This window comes from Proteus sp. NMG38-2, assembly GCF_020640995.1.
In the GTDB taxonomy this organism is placed as follows: domain Bacteria; phylum Pseudomonadota; class Gammaproteobacteria; order Enterobacterales; family Enterobacteriaceae; genus Proteus.
Map to the genome: position 1 here is coordinate 119876 of NZ_CP085482.1, position 17953 is coordinate 137828.

The following is a 17953-nucleotide window of genomic DNA, read 5'->3' on the forward strand; positions in this document are numbered from 1 at the left end:
AACAATGAAAAGTTCTATCGCTATATTCATCGCGGTGCTCTCTCTGGGGTCTATTCCGGCTCAATCTGCACCTTTGCCGAAAGAATCCATAGGCGAAATTGCAGGCTCGCATGGCGCTGTACTCGCCGCAATCGCACAGTGCCGAGCCTACATTGAAAGCCCCAGTTCGCGCGGCAAAGAAATTGCCCGACAAATGCAGCGGGCGTTATCTAAAGCGCTAGGTGCTGAACAGGATTCTGATGAAAGGGCGCAGGCAATGACCGACTATATGCAGGAAACCGTTGAGAAATACACCGGCCAGCTAAAAACTCAGTTCGATGAGATCGGCGCAAGTTCAGATTTTCGTCGCGAGAAATGCGAGCAACTGATTGCCGGGAGCATTGCGCGTGCTGAACAAATAGACATCAAGCACGGGGTTAAATGATGATGTATGTGCTGATCGCGGCTGTCCTGATCTTGGTCCGTTTACTGTATGTTCAGGACAATAAAAACCGCGATTATCAATGGAAAATCACCAATGAAATGATAGTTAAGAGTGACGCTCTTAGTATCGTGATATCACCACATCACATTGGTGCGATGCCTGTATTGATCAGGGCATTGGTGAGAAGCCTTGAACACAACCGTGCTGCGGCCACGGCTTATCTACAACTTAATATTCCAATCAGCCCTGAAGCCAATGTCGCCGCATGTGAACTTCGATACGCGCAGGCCAGCGCTAAGCAAGCCCTATGTCGTGTCATCCTGTTGCTTACTGAATTGGAGAGGAAAGGGCAAATAGTTCGTCGGCTGGTGGACGATTTTCGAGCAACGGATTTGGATGCCGATGATGTCTTTACCGCTTTGGATGAACGCTACCCCTCTGATGAGCAACACACACCATTCATGCGTTTAAGCGATGTAATCCCAGGGCACTGGAACATAGGCGGTCAGCAATGAATAAGTTTCGCATTACCCATACATACGCCACCCGAAAAGATGATTTTTACGCAATAGAAACCATGATGAACTTGCACCAGGTGGATCTGGCTGTTGCTTACCTTCAGTTCATGCACTTCAACCTGCCGACCTTCAATTTCCTCAATGACGGGTTATGTGAATTGGATGTCATCGTGTTAATGCACCGTATATACGGCGCAAATATCATTACTGACCGCACTGCAATCAAGGCAGAGGTTGATCTCTATGTGAACTGGGAACATCAGTTAAGTCGCATTCATAAGACACTTCCTGAGTTACACGAGATAGCAAGGCCCGGCGTAAATGAAGGTATCCTGTTCCACCTGTGGGAAATGGGTAATCGGATCTTGCCGATGCTTAAGCAAACCAACCAGGCCTTGTACGATGAAGCCCTTCTTCAACTGCCACGTATTGATAGAGTGCTCAAAGGAACCTCTGTTGACCCCGCATGGGGCTGGGAATCTTTCGATGGCGAACGATGTGATGGTAATCTATATACCAAGCAGTCAACCCCTGACTTCCTTGTGAGGCTTTTTTGATGAATCGCCTAAGTGAGTTACCAAAAGGCGCTTTTTGGCCGCACTTGCTTGATGCTATTCGGCGCGATGTCTATGCCCAATTTGGTGGTGTTCTGGCCGTCCGGCAAGATGAAGTCAAGCGCGGCGTATCAACACCAGAGCTGGCTGCTACGCTGTTGAACGAGTACGCTTCCGGCCTTTGTATGTCTCTCGACATTGTCGGTGTGGAGCACGATTTACCACGAATGATGGCCGAGGCGGTCCGCAGTATCGACCCTAACTTCATGCTCAACACTACTCGCCGCTGGAAAGGTGCATCGATTATTTATACGGAACAGAAATGAACATTAAAAAATTGTTTGCCGTTAAAAAACCTTGCGCAAATTGTCCGTTCAGAACGACGGGAGGGATCCCGTTGACAGAGGGCCGTCTGGATGACATTAAGCGCACATTGCTTTCTTCTGATCAGGAGGTTTTTTTCTGCCACAAGACAACCTACCAGGGCGGTGCTGAAGACAGAGAGGAAGGGCAGTATCAGTCTTCAGGCCGTGAATCCTATTGTATGGGAGCAATGGCTTGGCTGTATGCAAATAACCAATTAAATCTTACAACCCGATTAGGTCTCCTTCTAGGCAACGTTGCCATTGACGAACTGGAAGTCGCCACAAAGGTCATTAATACCACTGCCCCATAAAAACTACCCTGTTGTGTAGGTTAAACCTGTAAGAATTGGCTATATGCTTTGAGCGTCCTAGCCAAAACAACCATCTCACAGGTTTAACGATGAATTTCTTACATCATGCATCTTCCGCACCGCTATGTAACAGCACTCAGCACGTCTTAGATAAACTAAACATGCATCACAGGGTTGTTCAAATGAGCGATTCCGATGGTGTAATGTCTCTATTCAGTGAACATCCCATTTCTAACAATGTCATCTATCACTCCCTGGGGGAGTGCTCAGACCCAGAGGCTGCATTTTTAAAACTCACGACTCAATTTCTTGAGCTTGAGCAGGCAGGAAAAACTGTTCTGAGCCTAATTCACTCAGACAATCTACCAGCAGTAGCCGCAGCGCTGAATGCCGGACTCAGTCCCAGTGGATTGATAGCGTTTAAAGATCCCAGGGGCGCTGATATCGATATTGTTGAACTGCATTATTCCAGCGCTAAATCTGGTCACGAATCCTTCACTCCATTCCCGCAAGAAGGCCTTACCGATGGCGTGGTAACGCTACGCATTTCAGCCCGACCCGATGGGCATCGTATGTTCCAAGACCACTACGACTCTGTCACTCGTTTTTGGTCTATCTATCCTGACATCCCATTCTCTCAGTTTGATAAAGACTGCCGTCTGGCAGGCCTATATTGGCTACTGGGGGAAAAAATGATGCTGTCTATTTTCGAAAATGAGACACAAGAATTAATTGGTCGGATCAGCCTTCGGCCTGTAGTGCCACCCAAGGTTGGTGATGTTGGCTACGGCGTTTTTTCAGGGTTCAGAGGAAAGGGGTATGCATCTCAGGCCCTGAAATTGCTTTCTGAGTGGCTGATGACTGATGGAGGATTTAATCGCCTTGAATTAGGAGTTAAACCCGAAAATGTGGCCTCCAAAAAAGTCGCGCTCAAGGCAGGCTATGTACATGAAGGAGTCAGTAAACACAGACTAATTAATCAAGATGGCACTTTCAGTGACCAACTAAGTTACGTCAAAACCAAACTCTGAAACACCAACCTTTCAACATAAGAGAATACCATGAAAGAAGATTTCCTTAGCTATATTGCATCGCGTGTAGATGGTGAGTGCGTTGTCAGGGCAAAACGGCTACCAGATAACGTCAGTGCTTTTCGACGTAGAAAAATTAAAGGCATTTTACGTCCAAACTCACTCATAGACCTCCAGCAAATAGTGATAGGTGCAAGTGAGTTTCCTAACACCCGGCTGCATCCTGTCAGCATTGGGTACAACTGGGGCCTGGGCTCTAGGGAGGATGTTGCGGACGGTAGCTACCTTGTTGAGTTACAAAAATTAAATGCAGTACGGAAAATTGATACAGACCAAGGCTGGGCAATTATTGAGCCTGGCGTGACCCAAGGCGAACTGTCTGAGCTGTTAATCGGCACCCAAAAAATGTTGAACATTACAGCATCTTCCGCTCACTCCAGCTTCCTCGGCAATGCCTTGGACAGAGGGGTGGGACTTCGTCATCAACGAACTGAAGACCTTGTCGGCATTGAAGTCCTGTTGCCGACGGGAAAAATCATCCGTGTTGGCTGGTGGCCCGGAAGTGTTGAAACGCCTATATACCCGCATGGTGTAGGCCCCTCATTAGTGCAGTTTTTTACGCAATCTAGTTTTGGTGTTGTTACGGCAGGGGTAATAAAACTACATACCCGCCCTGAAAGTACACATGTAGTCCGATTTAACTTCAGCCGAAAGTTGCTTTCACCAGCAATACAAACATTGAAGAAATGGGTGGCTAACGGCCTGAGTAGCGGCGTATTGAAGATCTATGACACCACGGCCAACTCAACCTATGGCGGTAGTGACGGATTATATACCGTTCACTTGTGTGTGGACGGTCTATCTGACGATGTCTCGCAACGAATCGGTTTGATTAAAAAATTGTGCGAATCTTCGCAGGTATTTACAAATGTGACATCGAATTCGGTAACTGAAGGTAATTATCCTGGGCCTGATGTGATCGCTAATTTGGTTGAAGCTGCCCATGTTGGCGATTCATCCCTAAATGACACTCTGCTTAGAAAAACGCTGGGAGCTAGACACGACAAAGTTGATACAGGTGGCACTGGCTGGATCTTTTTCCTTCCGTTGATTCCTTTCACTGCTGATGCGCTGGAAATGGCCTATCAGCTAATTGATGAAGTTCACAACGAAACCGGAGTTCTTTGCGGGGCTACGATCAACGCCCTTAGTGGTGATGTCATAGACCTGGTTGTCTCAATCGCTTTTAAGAAAAGCGAAAAAGAGTCGGCAGATTCATTGACCGCTTTAAGTAAATTACATGAAAAATTTACGGCGCAAGGATTTATCCCTTACCGGCTAGGTGTTGAACATGCCAAGTGGGCGGATCCAATTACTCCTGGTGTGGGTGAAAGAAGCTTTGTTCGTGAATTAAAGCAATTCATTGACCCCAATAACATTATCAGTAATGACAGATATTTATAGGTGATCGCAATGCACGCAATCTCATTCGAATCATTGTTACTTAATGCAAAAAAGCTGGCAAAGGAAGTTTCAGCTGAAGGTGGTGTACTTGAAGAACAGCGCCGACTACCTCCCCATATTGTTAACAAACTCAGGGAGATTGGCGTATTCAGGATGAATTTCCCATTAGGATGGGGAGGGCTGGAATTAACCTCACCTCAGCAAACCCAGGTTATCGAGCAACTGGCTATTGGTGATGCTGCTGTGGCTTGGTGTGCAATGATCGGCAGTGACTCAGGTATTTACTCAGGCTTTATAGATGAGCCTGTGGCGCGTGATATGTTCACCGTTGACTCGATTACGGCAGGCTGGATACATCCTCAAGGTAAAGCAGAGATAGTGCCTGGTGGATATCGTGTTTCCGGCCGCTGGCGGTTTGGCAGTGGCTTAAGTCATTGCGATATACTCAGCGCAGGGTGTTTCGTTTATCAGGATGGTAATCAGGTCGTTGATCGCCACGGAGCGCCAATTTGGCGGGTTATGATGGCAAAACCTGATGAGTACGAATTACACGATAACTGGCACACGACTGGTCTTGCCGGAAGTGGAAGTCGTGATTATGGTGCCAATAACATGTTCGTTCCCTACGAGCACAGTTTTAGTTTCAATGAGCCTTATCGCAAAGGGCCTTTACACGATGTTCCTGATGCTATCCTGCGCAACATGGCAGGAATACCACTCGGGATGGCGCGTGCTGCTCTGGACTATGCGATCAGCCTTGCTGAGCACAAATACGACCGCTCACTGTCGGTTTCGTGGAAAAAAAGTCCACGAGTGCAGGCGGTTCTTGCACGGTGTGAAATTGAGCTCTATAGCGCACGATGTGCCGTTTATTCATCACTGAATGAGCAATGGGATGGCCTTGTAGGTAAAGAGCCGCTGAGCAACGCTCACCGCATTACAGTTGCCCTGGCAAGGCAACAAGCATTCAAGGTTTCCCGTCAAATCATCTCAACCATTTATGACTTGGTGGGCGGTGCTTCGATATATAAAAACGAAACACCGATGGATAAATGGTTGCGCGACAGTTACACCATGAATCAGCACGCTGTTGCCAGTGAGTCTATTGTTCAGCAGTGTGGACAATTTCTACTAAACAACCATTCAAACAACCTGTTCATTTGATGTTTATTGGCTGGGTCATCCCCAGCCTTTAACGTGAGGCAAAAATGGTAACGGCAACTGTATCAAGCATGAGAGCTCTAAACTCTTACATCTATCGTGTAGTGATTCGACTTGAATCTGAACTAAATTATCAGCCCGGTCAATATGTTCAGGTTATTCTAAATTGCGGCCGATCTGGGTATTTTTCGATAGCTTCTCCCGAAAACTCAGGTGAGGTGATCGAGTTACATATCGCCGACACAAGGAAGCATGATAGTTTTCTCAAAAAACTAAAGGTCGGTGATGACGTTGTTGTTGCCGGGCCTATGGGGAACGCCTGGCTTCGTTCAGACAGCGGTAGGCCTGTCATCGTTCTGGCCTTTGGTTCTGGTTATTCTTATGCTCGCTCTATTTTACTCACTGAAGCAAATAAAGATTCGGAACGAAAGATAAGTTTTTACTGGGGTGTTCAGAATGAAAATGATTTTTATGAAAGAGATATTCTGGAGTCTCTACCTACGCGATTTACAGTGAATTTTCACCTGTTGAATCAAGCGCCAGGCTTCCCGGACATTATGAGTGCTTTGCTTGTGAAGTTATCAAATGCACATGCTTGCCTGGTGGATTACGATGTGTATTTGGTTGGTAAGCGGGATTACTGCTTGTTTGTTAGGGGCGAGATTTGTGAAAAACTCAGCGCGCTGCCCGAGCGGGTGTATGGTGACTCTTTCTGAAGCTATTTCTCCACTTAAAAATAGCCAGAAGTCTTTTTTAACGTAGTTATGGCTTGTCTCATATTGCTAGAATTCAATTTGGTTAGGATATTCTTAACGTGAAATTTTATAGTGTTCTCAGAAATTGATAGAGTCTGAGCGATCTCTTTGTAGGTTTTTCCATGTCCGGACAGTTGCAGCACCTGTAGTTCCCTGCTGCTAAGGATGTGTTGTTCTATTTCAGCCACTTCATTTTTTTTGGTTAACATCATCTCATGTAGGGTTATGATTTTTCTATATATATTATCATTTATTGGATGATGAGGTCGCTGGAGTTCGCTGGATGAATTGTCATTCCAAACACTAAAGGCCACTACGTTATCCATGTGGTCATGCAAAGGTATTGTGTATCCATTCAGTACACCAGGAATGGCATGGTCGGATATCTGAATATTTCTGACATCCTGATATGGTTTGCTACCAGCATCAGCCCAGTGAAAAGGCTGTATACTTTTTTTAGCACATGTCATGATAGGGTCTATGTGATGATATGATAGTTTTTCGTATCTAACCTGCCAGTGTGGTGGAAAGTTCGAGACGATTACGGAACCACCTTTTTTGCTTTTAGGCTGGACCGCATAGGAGAAGCCTTTGCATCCTAGCGCATCTGAAACCTTCAAAATTTGTTCAATAATATCAACGTCATCCAAGCTAAATAACCGTTTCACCGTAACCTCAGAGTACACAGCTATGACTACTCTTAGGATACCCGTCGTTCATTCAAAAATCATCATGATCTATGATAATGAAAGAATTCGTTACTTCTGAAAATTGATTTTTTTAGAATATTCAATTCTAATAAAATGTTCCTAAAAATATTTTGTTAGGTTAAAGTTCCGCGAGAATTTCAATTATGAATAAAAATAAATTTCAACTATGTGACATTTCAGACCAGATCCTATTGTCATTAAATGCAAAACCTCCGCGTAGAATCAGTCTAACCCAACAAGTTGAAAATCGTCTAAAATGCGCCTTAATTCTGGGGTTTCTTGCTCCAGGCCAAAAGATGATCACCAAGGAAATTGCAGAATCTTTAAACATGAGCATTACTCCTGTAAGAGAAGCACTGGTAAGGCTTTCTTCGTATGGAGCGTTACATGTTTCACCTTCCCACGCTTTTTTGGTTCCGGATATTCATCCTGATCGACTTATTGAATTGATGGGCATACGGAAGATGCTAGAACTACCCGCCATCACTCGTTCAATAAATATCATGTCTGACGAAGCGCTTAATTCACTGGTGGAATTGACGCTCGAACTCGAAGCGGCACACTTGTCGGGGGACATTAAAACCGCCGTTCTATTGCATTGGGCGTTGAGACTGCGGATGTTTACGCTTTCTGATTCCCCTGAGCTTATGGCGTTGATTACACAGCTTTGGGTAAGTGTGGGGCCTAGCTTCCACTTCCTCTATGAAACAACTTCCTTAGAGGAATGGCCTAAATATTATTATCCTTTGCGCGATGCTCTTATCAACAGAAATGCAGATCTTATAATTAAGATATTTACGAACTCCATCGACAGTGGTATGAAATTGTATATGGATATTCACGGGGAAGGTTGAGGTGATGCGGTTACTTGAATTCATTCATTACATGTACCGCAACCAAAAAAATAAGCTGCTCATCGCAATATTTATAATCGCCTTAATCATAGTCCGACTTGTTAGTCTGGGTGTTGATGCTACGACATTGCTTGGCTTCATACTTGGCCTTGCCTTTTTAATGTTAATGGGCAGGCAAAAGGCCGTAAGGACAATCGTTATATTGGTTGGTATGCCTTGTATTTTACTCGCTACCATCGCAGGCTATCACCCCCCAGAAGGATATCAGAGCAGCATTTCAGGCTTTGTCGCGGGTGGGTTTATCATGCTTCTGTATCGCGAGTATATTCTTTACCGGAATACCATCACAAAATAGCAACTAGACAATCATTCGCACCTGAATAATAATACTGTATATATTTACAGTTATTCAAAAGGTGGCGTTATGCAATTTTCATTATGTGAATTACCAGCGGGGATAAAACTGCCTTTTTTCGAGGCGCTCATTCCCGCAGGCTTTCCCTCCCCAGCCGCTGATTACGCCAAAAAAAACATAGACTTAAACGAATTATTAATAACACACCCGGCGGGAACCTATTTTTTGAGGGTATCAGGTACATCAATGATCGACGCCAATATTAGCGATGGTGACATTGTTATCGTAGACAGTAGCCTACAGGCGCATGACGGAAACATTATCATCGCTTCCATAGATGGCGAATTTACTATCAAAAAACTCCAAAAAACGCCGTATCCAGCACTTATCCCGATGAACCCAAGTTTTTCTCCAATTCCTATAGCTGATTGGGCTGAGTTCACCGTCTTTGGGGTTGTGACCTACGTTATTCACAAAACGTTATGATGTTTGCTCACTGCGACATTAACAGTTTTTATTGTTCGTGCGAGTCTGCTTTTAACCCGCGCCTCCAGGGCTTACCTATTGTTGTTCTGGCAAATAATGACCATATCGTAATCTCACGTTCAAAGGAGGCAAAGGCGCTGGGTATTAAAATGGGGGCTCTGTACTTTGAAAATGCAAATTTCTTTAAAAAAAACAATGTTCAAGTCTTCTCTTCAAATTACACCTTGTACCAGGATGTATCAGACAGAACTATGTCTGTGTTATCCACTTTTGCAGATGTCATGGAAGTATACTCAATAGACGAGGCCTTTCTGATCGTGCCAGAAAGTAAAAGGTTAGGGGGGTACGAGGAATTTGGCCGGGCCATCCAAAAAGACATTTTGCAAATTGCACATGTTCCTATTGGCGTTGGTTTTGGTCCGACAAAAACACTCGCCAAGCTGGCTAATCATGCGGCAAAGCGCTGGAGCAAAACCGGGGGCGTAGTCGAATTAAGCCAAAAAACCAGACAAAGAAAATTGATGTCATTATTACCGGTTGATGAGATTTGGGGGGTGGGTCGTCGCATTTCTGCCAAGCTGCGTATGATGGGCATTAATACCGCGTTAGAGTTGGCTGATGCTAATATCGCTACGATCCGAAAAACCTTCGGCGTTGTCGTTGAAAGGACGGTTCGTGAGCTCAACGGTGAGTCCTGTATTGAAATAGAAGAAGTGCGAAAAGTTAAAGAGCAAATTATTTCCTCGAAATCTTTTGGCAAAAAAGTTCAATGCTATGACGAAATGCACCAGGCAATTTGTTCCTATGCAGAGAGAGCGAGTGAGAAATTGAGGGCTGAAAAGCAACTGTGTGGCGTCGTCAGTGTATTCCTTGGCACAAGCCATTATTCGCCAGGCCCTTTGTATAGCAATCGGGCTACTGAGCGTCTGGTGTACGCTAGCGCAGACACAAGAGATATCATTAATGCCACAGTTAAAGCTCTGGGGGCAATTTGGAGGGAAGGGTATCAATACCACCGAGCAGGCGTGATGCTGTCTGATTTTTCCGGTTCAAATGTTACTCAGTTCGACCTTTTTTCCACCGCCAAACCTTTTAAAAGAAGTGAAGAGTTGATGGCTCTATTGGATAACATGAATCGATCTGGAAAATTCAATATTGGCTTTGCTGGAAAAGGATGTGACCCATCCTGGGGAATGACGCGCGGCATGCTGTCTCCGGAATATACAACAAACGTCAATGACCTCCCGATTGCGAAGGTGCGTTGATCGTCAGGAAGGCATTGAAAAGGGTGCTTGCATCACCGAACATGGCAAAAGAAAGAGAAATGTGGGGGAGATAACTCCCCCACAAGACTACTCGTTACAGGAAAGAGTAGCTTGAACCACTGTATTTCCGCTGCTTACACTCAAAGAGCAAAGCCTATCTCGCATTAGCAGAGAGAAACACAAAACCGTAATACATACGGCAATCAGCCTAATAAGGGCAAACTTGGTCATTCCTCTTGACTCCTTTTGTTAAAGGAGGCAGAATCAAATTGCTACGTTTGGAGACTGCCTCGAATTATTGTCATATATAATTCGGGGCTTTCGTCTTTTTGGAACTTGCAAATGCTCGAACCAAAATGATTCAAGCACCCAAATCCATAATAACAGACTTTTACTTCCCACAAACATCTGATCTCATTAATCATCAGTATGACGAATGACCTCACCATCTGCATCTTCACCAGACGGGATATATAAATTTGGAATAATAAAACGGCGGTCCAGTTCTGGCTCTATCTCTGGCGCTTTACTTGTGGTTGCAATGACTATATTTGCAGGTAACAATGGATGCTTTTGAGATATGTATTCCTTTGCGTAACCGACGACTGCGGGATGGTAATCTAAACCAAATCCAGAGAAATTATCAGCCAAAAAATTTGCCCACGGCTTGCCTAAGCCTGGTAATTCTTTGGATTGATTGGAAGTAAATCTGCTAGTGCCTTTTAGGAGGGAATAAACAAAAGCAGCTGGTAAAGCAAACGAACCAACTGAGTGTTCCGGGTCTCCTCCATTAGCACTTGAAGTAAGGCTTACGTCGTATAGTAATATGTTGCTTCCCCATGAGTGGTGTACTATCCTGCCCAATTGATTGAAGTCAAAAGCTGAGTATCCTGTAGGTTCTTGTCTTTCATTTAAATACATTTTTTTTGCTTCGTAGTAAATTACCCCCTCGATGGTCACCTCATTAGATAAGATTACTTTAATAAAAAAAAGTACGTCCCCTGAAGCTGTCTCAGCCTTGCCTTTTTGCTTATATGACTCCCAAACAGTAGATTGGTTTTGCGATTTCCATTTCAATTGCTTCCCTAAGCTACCAATGGCATTCAATGCGTTCGTTGTTATCTGATTTTCATCCCAAGAACCATTTTTATCGGTTCGTAGTGCATTAGCTAAGACATCCTTAATAGATTTATCAGCTTCAATGATCCAGTCGTTTTTGTTTAATTCCGTCATTTAATATCCATATAAAAGTAGGTTAAAAGTGTAAGCTCATTGCTGTGCTTTGCTGTCTAGCGTTGCGTAATAGCCCGCGCCAGGCAGTATCTCGGAAAGCTTGCGGTAATGAGCTAATCTCTCACGGAAATATTCTCTCAGGTGCTCTGGCTGCTCCTGTTCAACTTGAACATCAAGCACTTGCTTATTTAGTCGCTCTTTATAAGCAACGGCTGAAGCAGCAAGGTCAACATTAACCTTGTCCATTTCTTCTTTAGATAATTCCGCTAAGTTGTGTCCCATGTCGTGCCTTTAATTTAACGTCTAATCCATCGATCATAATATGGTTAAAGTATAAGTCTATGCACATTGAAAGATAACAAGATGCGTTGGCTCTCATTTTCATCTTTCAATTCCATTTCTGACACTTTGAGGTTCGAAATCTCCTCAGGAAACCCAATTGTTAAAATTGTTAACGCGATACATATAATGAGGATTATGTTAAATAAGCCATTGATTTATAAAGGCATTTCGCGATTATAATTTTATGCGTTCCTGCCCTACTCGTCTACTTGCAGGTTAATGCAAAATTACACAATGTTGAGTCACTTCAAAAAAAAGAGAGCAAACGCTCTCTTCTTTTCTTATTATCGAGTAGATATCAGATTAGTTAAACCACTCTGGATTCCTGGCTTTATCCATCACAAAAATCTGTTCAGTGCTCTGCATGACATCGTTCGGTGTCAGCATTAACTCATCGTGGCGCACGATAAATGGCCGAAGTCTCACTAGGCCATTTTTCTGGCTATAGATATTCATGACTGCGTGCATGCGTTCGCCGGGTGAAATCAAAGTGAGCCATTGGCGATAAGCGCCAGTGTTTTTGATGTAATTCACTAACGCAAAGCTGAGCGCGCCAGCATGCTTTTGCGATAATGCTTTTTTCCTACTTTTTTTAATGAGCTGAGCTATTGCCTCCACATGAGCCCCAATGGGCACATCAAGGTTTGTGCGCGCTGAATCAAAGTCCCGCTGTCCAATGGTCACCAAATGCACCTGATCATCTCGGTAGTCCCGCAGATAAAAAACATGGGAGGTAAACGGTGTTGAGTGAATGTGGTCTCCCAACTGCCAGCCAAATGCATTTAAGTTCGCGGCGGAAATCTGTTTATCAATTATTGCAGTCATTCTGAGCTCCTTCTGTACGTTAATACAGAAATGGTAAGCCCGCCCAGTCGCCTGACGAAATCACTTAACCGAGATCATGCGTAATAATTCAAGAAACAATGTCTGGCTTTTGAAATGCCCAATTAGCCAAGAAAGGCATTTATCCAAAGAGGATAAACCAATTTTGTCACAAAGGTTGGATGAAACGGCTAGTTTTATCGGCGCTTTTCAGTTGTGCGCACCATCGAGTGATTTGTTAAATTCTGGTTAATTTGTGCCCACATTGCACATAGGTCATTCATGCTGCATAAACGCGACCCACGGTGGTAAAAATGCAAATTATACTGAGCAAATATATACTTGCTGTAAGCAATGGAAAAATCGTGACAATTTTATCACGCATTTTCGCTTCAAATGTTCATTCGTGGTTTATGCATTTTTTGACCAAAAAAAGACTTCCATCTAATTCTGAAGAATGTATGATTTAAATCAATGCAAACGAATGTGAAGCATTGTATGTCTGGGTGGGGATCCAGTGTGGGGGGTGACTTTTAACGAGTCACCCCCTTTTTTACGGCTTAAACCTCACTCATATTCCATTAGTTTTTATGCATAAATATGCAATTACTAACACGCTGTTAATTGTACCGAAAAGGACAACAAAACAGGGTGCTTTTCCGTTGACCCTTATTTGGCAAAATCTATACCCTACAGGGAAAAGGTAAGGATTTGATTGACTGGAAAAACAATGAGCGAGAGCAACGAAGCAAAAAGTTACAAGCACATACAATTAATGCAGCGCATTACGAAAATGTCCACGGCTGAAGATTGGGAAAGTGCCCGTACTGAATGGTCATTACAGCAAGTTTTTCGGGCGCAGATAGCTGACCAGTGCTTGTGCGGCCATCAGCCAATCATAAAAATCTGCGTTATCAAAAATAAAACGAACAACAAGGCTGCAAGAGTTGGGAACTGCTGCGTCAATAAATTCATGGCTCTGGGTTCGGATGGCATTTTCAATGCAATTGATCGGATATCAAAAGACGGTACGAAAGCAGCCAGTCGAAAATTGCTTGAAATGGCATTGGCTCAATCCGTGATTACCCCCTGGGAATTTGAGTTTTACCTGAGCAACATCGACAAGCGGAAGCTAACGCAGAAACAACGGAAAACGCGTGAGTCTATCAATGCCAAATTAGCAGACATGGGTGAAGAAAGTCGTGCGCTGGTCTACGGTGCAAGTCACATCCAAACCGCATTCAATCAGAATGTCATCAACCAGTGGGAAAAGGACTTCGCATTGCGGACCTTTCCTATGAAAAAATTAACGGTCAAACAGCACGCGATACGAGCTAACATCCAAACCAAAATGATGCAGGCCGGGATTTCCAAAGCGCTACCGGAAACCACCGCAGAAGCGCAGGCCCTCGCAAAGGTTAGTGCCACCCCCTTCTGTGTCATTTCAGATCCTGAACAACTGGTAGTCAAATTGGCCGAGGCACGGGAAAAGGGCTATATCTCCGCCTGGGAAAAAGACATTTTTGAACGCAAGCATAACACTAAGGGATTCAGCACAATCGCTGAGCGTGCGGCAATCCTGCGTGTCAGAGCGGCTATACAGCGTCTGTTGAATGAGGGCTAATCCGTGAGCCCACATCACCTAACCATTCCACCAGCCCGACCTTCATTAACCGAGATTGCCCAGAAGGCAAGAATTATACTCGACGGGTTACTAGCACACTGCAATGTTTCCTCAACCAAGGGAACCTGTCTATATGCCAGTTTGATGCTGGCCGCAATGTTAACCCGAGGCGGCTATCCGACACGGATCCGTGGAGGTGATGGGTACGCTGACGGAGGGTTATACACATCATCATCTCAGCACGGCCATTATTGGTGTGAAGCAACTGCGGATAATGCTGACTTTATTGTTGACCTGACTGCGGATCAGTTTGGATTTGAGGTCGTGGTTATAAAGCGAGCAAATGCAACTGATTGGCCGAGATACATCCCCGGCTGCCAGGCAACCGTTGACCTGCACGTTAGCTTAAATCTAGAGGGCTAATCCAATGATGCCTTTGAAATTTAAATCAAGCTTTTTGATCGCCATTTTATCCACAAATTCTGTACATAACCCTGTGCAAAATAGGTCACAAAATTTCGATAGTGACTTGCCCTCGGTTAAAATATCAGCACTGTAGTAATCAAATAGGACCTCAACATGACTCAAGAGAACATCGCGTGGTCGATTACTGACGAACTCAAGCTTGTGAAGGGGCTGAAGGATAACTACTCTTTTACAGCCTTATCGTCAGTCATCGGTAAGGATGTGGAAGAAATTCAACGCAAGTGTATCGCGATGGATTTGTACATTGCCACTTGTGAAAACATTGATGACCTCAGCCAGATAACCCTGGTGCCAAATCACCAGGTCGGTATTGCTTGCTTGGGTAAAACTATGTCCGGCATTTATCGCAATCTGACCGAGATGGGATGGGCTCCACAGGTATGGCGTGGAGAGCAATCACTGCGGTCGCCTGAGTGGTGGACATCACGCCCTGCTCTTGCGTTTCGTTATAACGACGATGCTGACGCGCCTGCTCGCCGAACAGTTCACTTGCTCAATAACGGTAAGCCTTGGACTCCAGAGGATGTGGGCATGATGCTGACAGCTCTGTCTCAGCGCCCCAGTAAGGATGCACTAACGCAGGTACTGATGCGCAGCATGTCTAATATTATTCAACAGCTCTCTATCATGGGTTTGGTTCGTGTCGGAACTGCTGAAGACTCAGGGGAGGCCAAGGTCTGGATGTGCGCAACTATCCAGCCACGAGTGCTGTCGAAAATGCGTTATTTTGACGTGCTACCTATGTTGCACAATGGCTGGCTCATTGATGGTTTGCAATTAACAGCCCCAACCTGGTGGTCTGACGCAACCCAGATCACCGACCTGATTCCAGGCTCCTGGCCGCTGAAAGCTTCAGTCACAGAAGCCGATACACCAGTTCGGTGTAATGAGCACATGATGGCCGCTGCAACCTTGTTGAAAGCAGTGAATGCCAAACGACAGGCTATTGATACCGCAGCACCTCAACCCCCTCCTCTGGCTGAAAAAAACGCCACCCCCGCAGCTTCGACACCACCTACATCCACTGAAAAGCGCCAGCCAGCACCTGCTCGTGAAAAAACGCGCAACGGTAAATTATGGTTCGCTGGCAACTATAAATTCCTATTCACTTTACTTGGGGAGCATCATTCGCCAGACGTGATAGCCAAAAAAATGGATCGGACAGCAGGTGCAATCAGCTCACGCATTCAACTCATCGGCCTGACACGTTACATTAAAAGTGAGATTGAAGGTGAGAAAGGAACGGTCTGTATTGTCGATGAAGTTTCCATTGACACGCTACGCAAACAACCTGACTTTGTTAAAGATCAGCTGATAGGTGCTGGCTGGAAAGAGAAAGGAAACTTCCTATACTCACCTGACTGGTGGCTCAAATACCCCCACCAGCTGGGATGATCCAACAAGAAAAGGCAACCACATGGTTGCCTTTTTATTACCGACGTGTCAGTAAAGCTCTCCTGACGTTAGCAACAACACATCACCGACGATCGGCCCTTCCAGGCAAACATGTTCCTCCAGCAAAGTGGTGGCTCGTTGATTCAAACCCAGCTCGCTGTGTTTCGCGTCTTCATTCATGAGAACACGATCATAGACCACACCATTCAACGTGATGCCCTGACTTAGCTGAGAAAACTCAGGGTACCCTTTCAGAACGCTTTGAACGAATACAGGGTCAAGAAGCCCTTGCTCATCAGCCTTGGTGACTGTGGTATCACTCTGGCCGGTTCCTGCTCGGATAATCAATGCCATTAAAACCTCTGCGTTGGTAAGAGCCTTAATTATCTCATGGCACTGTATGGAGCCAGATTTTTTTCCCCCTCGTTTCGCTCTCCTTTTCTGTGTTTTTGTCAGAATGCCCGTGTTTAAATTGGGAACTGCCTACGCTGCCCGAAAGCGTTAAACGCCAGCCGGGTATGGACCCATTTTGACTGGAGAAGAAAAATGCCTAAGCTCGACTTGTTTGATGTGCTGATGATTGGTGGTGGAGTTGCCTTACTGGCTGGTCACTACATTTGGTCAAAATTCTTTAAGAAGCCGGATGATGAGGGAAAGGATTACGCCGAACCTCCGGCTATTATGTCAGCGGCCTCTCAAGCAGAAGAGGAAAACGATCACAACAAGCACTACCATTAATCAAAAGCCCCGGCAAAACCGGGGCTCTTCGTTTCTATGAATTGTGGTTCACGGCTGCGTTCTCAGTTGCTTCAGCAAACGCAGATTTCTATTTGCGAATCCAGACAACGTGATGAGTATCATTGTCATCACAAGTAAAGCACAGTTCAGTATTCGTGATATTCCTGCGATTTCAGCCGACTCCTGATACTTCACTTCAATGCTTGGTTTGGCATCATTAACAATGCTTGGCTCAAGTCGCTGGGCCAATTCATATAATCGATATGCCAACTCGCTATCCACAAAATAATTATCCCTCAAAATGCGAACACTGAGGGCTGCGACTCGGCTCGCTTTATCCAGAAGCTTGTTAGCTTCCTTCTCGTCAGAAGTGTTCTGCGCGGCCACAGCCAGAGCCTGAACCAATGCCACGCTTATGGACATCGCACGACGAGCGTCACCCGCAGCATAGCCTGAACGTATTTCACCTTCAAAAGCGGTAACCGCATTTGTATCATTGCTCCCCTTTTCCATCGCATCCTTCAGGATAAGGCCAACCCCTGGGTATTCTGTCGTGATCGCGCTCAGTAATTCATTAACCTCACCGGCAGGAATAAGTATTTCAGTCCGTACCGAAGTGGCGCTAGGTAACGATTTTGGTTCATCATGCGTCAGGATTATTGTTGAAAAAATGACACCGGCGACAGGCGCAATGATGATGAGGTACGATGCTTCTGACTGCATTATCGCAATCCCTACCACGACAACGGCCAATGCAACTAAAAATGGAATACTATACGAAAGGTATTTTTCAATAACCCCGCCGATTGTGACAAATCCCCCTTCTATCGACGCCCCTGAACCGAGAGACAAATTAACAGGTTTATTGATCGCCATAGCATGGAGTGTATCCAGTTCAAACTGTTGCATCCAACTGAATATCCAGACGAAACCCGCAAGCAGCAACAGGATGCAACCCGTCAAAAACAATCGATTTCGCTTGTGTTGAATACGTTTTTCAGTCGAGACAATATCTGGTTCTGTCTTAACCATTCCCCCCTCCGGACACTAAACGTTAAAT

Annotated in this window: 23 protein-coding genes; 16 read left to right on the plus strand and 7 right to left on the minus strand. The window is 45.0% G+C overall.

The window, feature by feature from the left end:
* Window positions 1-4 precede the first annotated feature (4 nt).
* The 9 genes from LG402_RS21310 (at window position 5) to LG402_RS21350 (ending at window position 6544) form a co-directional block, all read left to right on the plus strand.
* Window positions 5-424 carry a hypothetical protein gene (locus tag LG402_RS21310; protein WP_042847321.1) on the plus strand — a complete coding sequence of 140 codons (420 nt, stop codon included), beginning with the start codon at window positions 5-7 and terminating at the stop codon, window positions 422-424.
* Window positions 424-939: a hypothetical protein gene (locus LG402_RS21315; protein WP_042847319.1), complete on the plus strand. Its 516-nt coding sequence runs from the start codon at window positions 424-426 to the stop codon at window positions 937-939. Before LG402_RS21310 ends, LG402_RS21315 begins: the two co-directional genes overlap by 1 nt.
* A complete protein-coding gene (locus tag LG402_RS21320; protein WP_042847318.1) occupies window positions 936-1499 on the plus strand; it encodes a hypothetical protein in 564 nt (187 codons plus the stop codon). Before LG402_RS21315 ends, LG402_RS21320 begins: the two co-directional genes overlap by 4 nt.
* Entirely contained in the window at window positions 1499-1822 is a 324-nt protein-coding gene (locus LG402_RS21325) for a hypothetical protein (RefSeq protein WP_042847315.1), read from the plus strand. The genes LG402_RS21320 and LG402_RS21325 overlap by 1 nt, the downstream gene beginning before the upstream one ends.
* Window positions 1819-2172 carry a hypothetical protein gene (locus LG402_RS21330; RefSeq protein WP_042847314.1) on the plus strand — a complete coding sequence of 118 codons (354 nt, stop codon included), beginning with the start codon at window positions 1819-1821 and terminating at the stop codon, window positions 2170-2172. Before LG402_RS21325 ends, LG402_RS21330 begins: the two co-directional genes overlap by 4 nt.
* Before the next feature lie 182 nt (window positions 2173-2354).
* Window positions 2355-3203: a GNAT family N-acetyltransferase gene (locus LG402_RS21335; RefSeq protein ID WP_166267800.1), complete on the plus strand. Its 849-nt coding sequence runs from the start codon at window positions 2355-2357 to the stop codon at window positions 3201-3203.
* Between the two features lie 30 nt (window positions 3204-3233).
* Window positions 3234-4667, plus strand: coding sequence for an FAD-binding oxidoreductase (locus LG402_RS21340; RefSeq protein WP_072035188.1), 1434 nt, complete (start codon window positions 3234-3236; stop codon window positions 4665-4667).
* A 9-nt stretch (window positions 4668-4676) separates the two neighbouring features.
* Window positions 4677-5831, plus strand: a complete 1155-nt coding sequence (locus tag LG402_RS21345) for an acyl-CoA dehydrogenase family protein (protein WP_042847312.1) — start codon at window positions 4677-4679, stop codon at window positions 5829-5831.
* Between the two features lie 44 nt (window positions 5832-5875).
* Complete coding sequence (locus LG402_RS21350) at window positions 5876-6544, plus strand: hypothetical protein (protein WP_042847309.1); 669 nt, start codon at window positions 5876-5878, stop codon at window positions 6542-6544.
* A gap of 14 nt (window positions 6545-6558) precedes the next feature.
* Here the strand turns inward: LG402_RS21350 and LG402_RS21355 are convergent, their stop codons facing one another.
* Window positions 6559-7233, minus strand: coding sequence for a helix-turn-helix transcriptional regulator (locus LG402_RS21355; protein ID WP_162762206.1), 675 nt, complete (start codon window positions 7231-7233; stop codon window positions 6559-6561).
* 203 nt (window positions 7234-7436) lie between these two features.
* Here LG402_RS21355 and LG402_RS21360 point away from each other — a divergent pair, with 203 nt between their 5' ends.
* From LG402_RS21360 to umuC, 4 genes are all read left to right on the plus strand, one after another.
* Complete coding sequence (locus tag LG402_RS21360) at window positions 7437-8147, plus strand: GntR family transcriptional regulator (RefSeq protein ID WP_166267798.1); 711 nt, start codon at window positions 7437-7439, stop codon at window positions 8145-8147.
* A gap of 4 nt (window positions 8148-8151) precedes the next feature.
* Window positions 8152-8502: a hypothetical protein gene (locus tag LG402_RS21365; protein WP_042847307.1), complete on the plus strand. Its 351-nt coding sequence runs from the start codon at window positions 8152-8154 to the stop codon at window positions 8500-8502.
* 69 nt (window positions 8503-8571) lie between these two features.
* On the plus strand, window positions 8572-8988 hold the full coding sequence (umuD, locus tag LG402_RS21370) for a translesion error-prone DNA polymerase V autoproteolytic subunit (RefSeq protein ID WP_042847304.1): 417 nt from the start codon (window positions 8572-8574) through the stop codon (window positions 8986-8988).
* Complete coding sequence (umuC, locus tag LG402_RS21375; protein ID WP_227336997.1) at window positions 8988-10253, plus strand: translesion error-prone DNA polymerase V subunit UmuC; 1266 nt, start codon at window positions 8988-8990, stop codon at window positions 10251-10253. Before umuD ends, umuC begins: the two co-directional genes overlap by 1 nt.
* 87 nt (window positions 10254-10340) lie before the next feature.
* On the opposite strand, the gene LG402_RS21380 is transcribed toward umuC, so the two are convergent.
* The 4 genes from LG402_RS21380 to LG402_RS21395 form a co-directional block, all read right to left on the minus strand.
* Window positions 10341-10484 carry a Hok/Gef family protein gene (locus tag LG402_RS21380; RefSeq protein WP_072035187.1) on the minus strand — a complete coding sequence of 48 codons (144 nt, stop codon included), beginning with the start codon at window positions 10482-10484 and terminating at the stop codon, window positions 10341-10343.
* A gap of 186 nt (window positions 10485-10670) precedes the next feature.
* Complete coding sequence (locus LG402_RS21385; RefSeq protein ID WP_042847303.1) at window positions 10671-11486, minus strand: hypothetical protein; 816 nt, start codon at window positions 11484-11486, stop codon at window positions 10671-10673.
* A 36-nt stretch (window positions 11487-11522) separates the two neighbouring features.
* A complete protein-coding gene (locus LG402_RS21390; protein WP_227336988.1) occupies window positions 11523-11768 on the minus strand; it encodes a DNA polymerase III subunit theta in 246 nt (81 codons plus the stop codon).
* A gap of 363 nt (window positions 11769-12131) precedes the next feature.
* Complete coding sequence (locus LG402_RS21395; RefSeq protein WP_042847299.1) at window positions 12132-12653, minus strand: hypothetical protein; 522 nt, start codon at window positions 12651-12653, stop codon at window positions 12132-12134.
* 727 nt (window positions 12654-13380) lie between these two features.
* On the opposite strand from LG402_RS21395, the gene LG402_RS21400 reads away from it, so the two are divergent.
* On the plus strand, window positions 13381-14274 hold the full coding sequence (locus LG402_RS21400; protein ID WP_052219389.1) for a hypothetical protein: 894 nt from the start codon (window positions 13381-13383) through the stop codon (window positions 14272-14274).
* 579 nt (window positions 14275-14853) lie between these two features.
* The gene (locus LG402_RS21405; RefSeq protein ID WP_042847298.1) at window positions 14854-16155 is read left to right on the plus strand and encodes a hypothetical protein; all 1302 of its coding nucleotides are present in this window, start codon (window positions 14854-14856) and stop codon (window positions 16153-16155) included.
* Window positions 16156-16203: 48 nt separating this feature from the next.
* Here LG402_RS21405 and LG402_RS21410 read toward each other — a convergent pair whose 3' ends face one another.
* Window positions 16204-16509, minus strand: coding sequence for a hypothetical protein (locus tag LG402_RS21410; protein WP_042847295.1), 306 nt, complete (start codon window positions 16507-16509; stop codon window positions 16204-16206).
* 192 nt (window positions 16510-16701) lie between these two features.
* Between LG402_RS21410 and LG402_RS21415 the strand changes: the two genes are divergently transcribed.
* Complete coding sequence (locus LG402_RS21415; RefSeq protein ID WP_042847293.1) at window positions 16702-16893, plus strand: hypothetical protein; 192 nt, start codon at window positions 16702-16704, stop codon at window positions 16891-16893.
* 48 nt (window positions 16894-16941) lie between these two features.
* Here LG402_RS21415 and LG402_RS21420 read toward each other — a convergent pair whose 3' ends face one another.
* Window positions 16942-17925 carry a hypothetical protein gene (locus LG402_RS21420; RefSeq protein WP_042847290.1) on the minus strand — a complete coding sequence of 328 codons (984 nt, stop codon included), beginning with the start codon at window positions 17923-17925 and terminating at the stop codon, window positions 16942-16944.
* Between the last annotated feature and the right edge of the window lie 28 nt (window positions 17926-17953).

Excerpts from the sequence above, each read along its gene's own strand:
- LG402_RS21310 (WP_042847321.1), top strand. The coding sequence starts at position 5 with ATGAAAAGTTCTATCGCTATATTCATCGCGGTGCTCTCTCTGGGGTCT.
- LG402_RS21315 (WP_042847319.1), top strand. The coding sequence starts at position 424 with ATGATGTATGTGCTGATCGCGGCTGTCCTGATCTTGGTCCGTTTACTG.
- LG402_RS21320 (WP_042847318.1), top strand. The coding sequence starts at position 936 with ATGAATAAGTTTCGCATTACCCATACATACGCCACCCGAAAAGATGAT.
- LG402_RS21325 (WP_042847315.1), top strand. The coding sequence starts at position 1,499 with ATGAATCGCCTAAGTGAGTTACCAAAAGGCGCTTTTTGGCCGCACTTG.
- LG402_RS21330 (WP_042847314.1), top strand. The coding sequence starts at position 1,819 with ATGAACATTAAAAAATTGTTTGCCGTTAAAAAACCTTGCGCAAATTGT.
- LG402_RS21335 (WP_166267800.1), top strand. The coding sequence starts at position 2,355 with ATGAGCGATTCCGATGGTGTAATGTCTCTATTCAGTGAACATCCCATT.
- LG402_RS21340 (WP_072035188.1), top strand. The coding sequence starts at position 3,234 with ATGAAAGAAGATTTCCTTAGCTATATTGCATCGCGTGTAGATGGTGAG.
- LG402_RS21345 (WP_042847312.1), top strand. The coding sequence starts at position 4,677 with ATGCACGCAATCTCATTCGAATCATTGTTACTTAATGCAAAAAAGCTG.
- LG402_RS21350 (WP_042847309.1), top strand. The coding sequence starts at position 5,876 with ATGGTAACGGCAACTGTATCAAGCATGAGAGCTCTAAACTCTTACATC.
- LG402_RS21360 (WP_166267798.1), top strand. The coding sequence starts at position 7,437 with ATGAATAAAAATAAATTTCAACTATGTGACATTTCAGACCAGATCCTA.
- LG402_RS21365 (WP_042847307.1), top strand. The coding sequence starts at position 8,152 with ATGCGGTTACTTGAATTCATTCATTACATGTACCGCAACCAAAAAAAT.
- umuD (WP_042847304.1), top strand. The coding sequence starts at position 8,572 with ATGCAATTTTCATTATGTGAATTACCAGCGGGGATAAAACTGCCTTTT.
- umuC (WP_227336997.1), top strand. The coding sequence starts at position 8,988 with ATGTTTGCTCACTGCGACATTAACAGTTTTTATTGTTCGTGCGAGTCT.
- LG402_RS21380 (WP_072035187.1), bottom strand. The coding sequence starts at position 10,484 with ATGACCAAGTTTGCCCTTATTAGGCTGATTGCCGTATGTATTACGGTT.
- LG402_RS21385 (WP_042847303.1), bottom strand. The coding sequence starts at position 11,486 with ATGACGGAATTAAACAAAAACGACTGGATCATTGAAGCTGATAAATCT.
- LG402_RS21390 (WP_227336988.1), bottom strand. The coding sequence starts at position 11,768 with ATGGGACACAACTTAGCGGAATTATCTAAAGAAGAAATGGACAAGGTT.
- LG402_RS21395 (WP_042847299.1), bottom strand. The coding sequence starts at position 12,653 with ATGACTGCAATAATTGATAAACAGATTTCCGCCGCGAACTTAAATGCA.
- LG402_RS21400 (WP_052219389.1), top strand. The coding sequence starts at position 13,381 with ATGAGCGAGAGCAACGAAGCAAAAAGTTACAAGCACATACAATTAATG.
- LG402_RS21405 (WP_042847298.1), top strand. The coding sequence starts at position 14,854 with ATGACTCAAGAGAACATCGCGTGGTCGATTACTGACGAACTCAAGCTT.
- LG402_RS21410 (WP_042847295.1), bottom strand. The coding sequence starts at position 16,509 with ATGGCATTGATTATCCGAGCAGGAACCGGCCAGAGTGATACCACAGTC.
- LG402_RS21415 (WP_042847293.1), top strand. The coding sequence starts at position 16,702 with ATGCCTAAGCTCGACTTGTTTGATGTGCTGATGATTGGTGGTGGAGTT.
- LG402_RS21420 (WP_042847290.1), bottom strand. The coding sequence starts at position 17,925 with ATGGTTAAGACAGAACCAGATATTGTCTCGACTGAAAAACGTATTCAA.